At 35.4% G+C, this 3,365-nt stretch carries 4 protein-coding genes; 2 read left to right on the top strand and 2 right to left on the bottom strand.

The window, feature by feature from the left end; translation table 11 throughout:
• A partial coding sequence (locus VLC96_RS02520) for an aminotransferase class III-fold pyridoxal phosphate-dependent enzyme (protein WP_325260479.1) occupies window positions 1–564 on the top strand: 564 nt, incomplete at its 5' end.
• A 172-nt stretch (window positions 565–736) separates the two neighbouring features.
• Here the strand turns inward: VLC96_RS02520 and VLC96_RS02525 are convergent.
• The gene (locus VLC96_RS02525) at window positions 737–1,519 is read right to left on the bottom strand and encodes a DUF4890 domain-containing protein (RefSeq protein WP_325260480.1); all 783 of its coding nucleotides are present in this window, start codon (window positions 1,517–1,519) and stop codon (window positions 737–739) included.
• A gap of 205 nt (window positions 1,520–1,724) precedes the next feature.
• On the opposite strand from VLC96_RS02525, the gene VLC96_RS02530 reads away from it, so the two are divergent.
• Window positions 1,725–2,894 (top strand): molybdopterin molybdotransferase MoeA, encoded by a 1,170-nt coding sequence (locus tag VLC96_RS02530; protein WP_325260481.1) that lies wholly within the window; start codon window positions 1,725–1,727, stop codon window positions 2,892–2,894.
• Here the strand turns inward: VLC96_RS02530 and VLC96_RS02535 are convergent.
• Window positions 2,889–3,365 (bottom strand): GNAT family N-acetyltransferase, encoded by a 477-nt coding sequence (locus VLC96_RS02535; RefSeq protein ID WP_325260482.1) that lies wholly within the window; start codon window positions 3,363–3,365, stop codon window positions 2,889–2,891. The two genes, VLC96_RS02530 and VLC96_RS02535, sit on opposite strands and share 6 nt — an antisense overlap.

The raw sequence follows: 3,365 nt of genomic DNA on the forward strand, positions 1-3,365 counted from the left end.
ATGACAGGCTTCAGATTAGCTAGAGGAGGTGCTCAGGAGCTTTTAAATATCAATGCCGATATCGTATGTGTCGGAAAAGTGATTGGTGGAGGATTACCAGTTGGAGCTTTTGCGGCTCGTGAAGAAATCATGAATTATTTAGCGCCTCTTGGACCGGTGTATCAGGCGGGAACTTTGTCTGGAAACCCATTGGCAATGGCTGCTGGTTTGGCGATGTTACAAGCTTTGGATAACGATCGTGCTATTTTTAAAAGATTGGAAGAGAAAACAGCTTATTTGGGCGCAGGAATCGAGAGAGTTCTAAAAGCAAATAATGTTGAGTTTACCATCAATAGAGTGGGTTCGATGATTTCGGTTCATTTTGACGCCAATCCGGTAACTGATTTTCAAACTGCGGGCAGAGGTGATAATGAAACGTTCAAAAAATTCTTTCACGGATTAGTTGCAGAAGGAGTTTATATCGCGCCATCTGCTTACGAAACTTGGTTTATAACCGATGCTTTGACTTATGAAGATTTAGATTTTACTATTCAAGCGATTGATAAAGTATCCAAAACGTTCTAATATTTAACTATTGATATTCCTGCAAGGTTTTTTCAAACCTTGTAGGTATGATGAAAAGTCTTCAAAACCAATACCTACAAGGTTTGAAAAAAACCTTGCAGGATTAAAAACATGAATTCCACTAATTTATACAAATCAATTCGTGTAAATTAGTGGAATTCGTGTTTAACTTTTATATCCCTCTTTTTTCTCTTCTTTTTTCAATTAGTTTTTCTTTATTATCTTCTCTGATAGTTTGCCATTTGGTGTATTGATCAGCAGTTAAGATAGCTTTCATTCGTGCTTCAGTATCCGCTTTTTCAGCTTTTAATTTTGCTTTAAGAGCTTCTTTTTCGGCAGGAGTCAATTTTTGGGTATTTTCATTTCTCTCTGCTTTTTGGGATTTTAAGTTTTGGGCTTTGTCACTTTTCTCAGCTAGAATTTTACCGACTGCTTCTTTTTGTTTAGCATCAAGGTTCAATTCTTTAGTTAAATGAGCCAAATATTTCTCCTGGCGTTGTTCAGGCGTTGGTTTTTCGATGTTAGATCTTGTGGATTTTGGAGTTCTTTCTTTGAGTTTTTCTACATTCTCTTCTCTTAAAGTTTCCCATTTTTTATATTGATCAGCAGATAAAATGGCTTTCATTTGTTTTTCTGTGTCTTCTTTTTCTGCTGTCATTTTCTTTTTTAAGGCCTCTTTTTCTTCTATGGTTAATGGTTGACCACCTTGTCTACGTGTATGTTTTTGTGAATTCAAGCTTTGAAATTTGTCTTTTTTCTCTGCTAAAATTTTACCAACAGCTTCTTTTTGTTTGGCATCTAGGTTTAATTCTTTAGTGAGATGGGCTAAATGTTTTTCCTGACGTTGTTCAGGTGTCATTTTTGCGATGTCAGATCTTGTGGGTTTGGGAGTAGTTTCCTGTGCAAATCCGCATACTCCAATTCCTAAGGCGAAGGCAATAATTAATGATTTCATATTTTTTATTTTTAAGGTTATAGATGTAAGATGATTGTAATTATCAAAGGTTTAATGTTTTAACGTTAATTTATGGAAAAAATGATAAAGGGAAAAGTTTTTTTGATCGAAGTAAATTGCTGTAAAAAGGAAGGTTTTTTATTTAGAAGATTACCTTAAAATCATTTGCGAATCGTATTTTTGAGAATCAATATAATCACGACTTATGATTTCCGTACAAGAAGCCTTTTCGATATTACAAAATAATTTAACTGTTATGCCAGAAGTTGAATCTTCTCTGTATAAAGCAAGAAAACATATTTTGTCACAATTATTATATTCTCCAATAAACATGCCTCCTTTTCGACAGTCGGCAATGGATGGTTATGCGTTGTGTTTGCATGATGGGTTGACTTATGAAATTATTGGCGAAGTAAAAGCTGGAGATTCACATATTGTAAAATTACTTCCAGGTCAGGCGGTAAAGATTTTTACCGGAGCTGCAGTGCCTGATTCAGCGCAAGCGGTTATTCAAATTGAATTGGTTAAAGCGAATGGATCTGAATTGATTTTGGACGAATTAGTGGAAGCCGAAACAAATGTCAGACCAATTGGTGAACAAATTTCGGCAGGAGATTTGGCACTCGAAAAAGGCGCAGAGTTGAACGCAGCAGCAATTGGATTTTTGGTAGGACTTGGTTTTACCAAAGTAAATGTTTATCAAAAACCAAAGGTTGGAATTGTGGTTACAGGCAATGAATTGTCAAAACCTGGAACACCGTTAGAATACGGTAAAGTCTATGAAAGCAACGGAATTATGTTGCAATCGGCATTGATGGATGGATATTATGAAGATGTCACTTTATATGAAGTCAATGATGATTTTGAAAATACTAAAAATAAATTGAATGAGGCTTTAACGAAAAATGATGTGGTTATAGTTTCAGGTGGAATATCGGTTGGAGATTATGACTTTGTCGCAAGAGCTTTGAAAGAACTTCAGGTGGAAACTTTGTTCTATAAAGTGAATCAAAAACCGGGAAAACCTTTGTTTGTCGGAAAGCTGAATGATAAAATTGTTTTTGCGTTACCGGGAAATCCCGCTGCTTGTCTGACTTGCTTTTATGTGTATGTTTTGCCGACTTTGAATATACTATCTGGTGCCGAAGCTAATTATAAGCAAGCTGTTTTATTACCAATTGCTCATGATTATCAAGTCAAAAATACACGTGCTCAGTTTTTGAAAGCGAATATAGAAAATGGAGCAGCAGAAATTTTAACGCATCAAGCATCATCAATGTTGAATTCTTTTTCGGTTTCTAATGGATTGGTTTATGTCCCAGATGGGAATTATGATTTGAAGAAAGGTGATAAGGTTGAGGTGTATTTACTATGATCTAGTAAGAACTTTTTCAAAAGCTTTTCTTTCGCCTCCCCTGAAGTAAACCTTACCACAATATTTGTAGCCAGCTTTTTCAAAGATTTTCAGCATGGCTAGATTGTCAAAATTGGTATCCGCTTTGATGCTATAAATGTTGTTGCTAAGGGCAAAATCCTCAATATATTCAAATATTTTTTTGGCGAGCCCTTTTCCTAAATAATTTTCTGAAAGAGCTACCCGGTGAAATACAACAAAGTCATCATCAGACAACCATTTGCCAATTATTTTTGCGTATTCAGGTTCGTCATTGATTAATATTGCAGTGTAGCCTATAATGGTGTTGTTATCAGTTAAAACGTAACCGTGACCTAAATCTATATCTTTCTTTACGACATCTGGATTTGGGTATCCGTCTTGCCATTGTTCGCTACCATCATTTTTTCTGCGGATGATTGCTTGTTGTAAAATTGCCCATATTTCAGGGAT

This window comes from Flavobacterium sp., assembly GCF_035456085.1.
Taxonomy (GTDB): domain Bacteria; phylum Bacteroidota; class Bacteroidia; order Flavobacteriales; family Flavobacteriaceae; genus Flavobacterium.

Coding starts and splice junctions, on each gene's coding strand:
- VLC96_RS02525 (WP_325260480.1), bottom strand. CDS start 1,519: ATGAAATCATTAATTATTGCCTTCGCCTTAGGAATTGGAGTATGCGGA.
- VLC96_RS02530 (WP_325260481.1), top strand. CDS start 1,725: ATGATTTCCGTACAAGAAGCCTTTTCGATATTACAAAATAATTTAACT.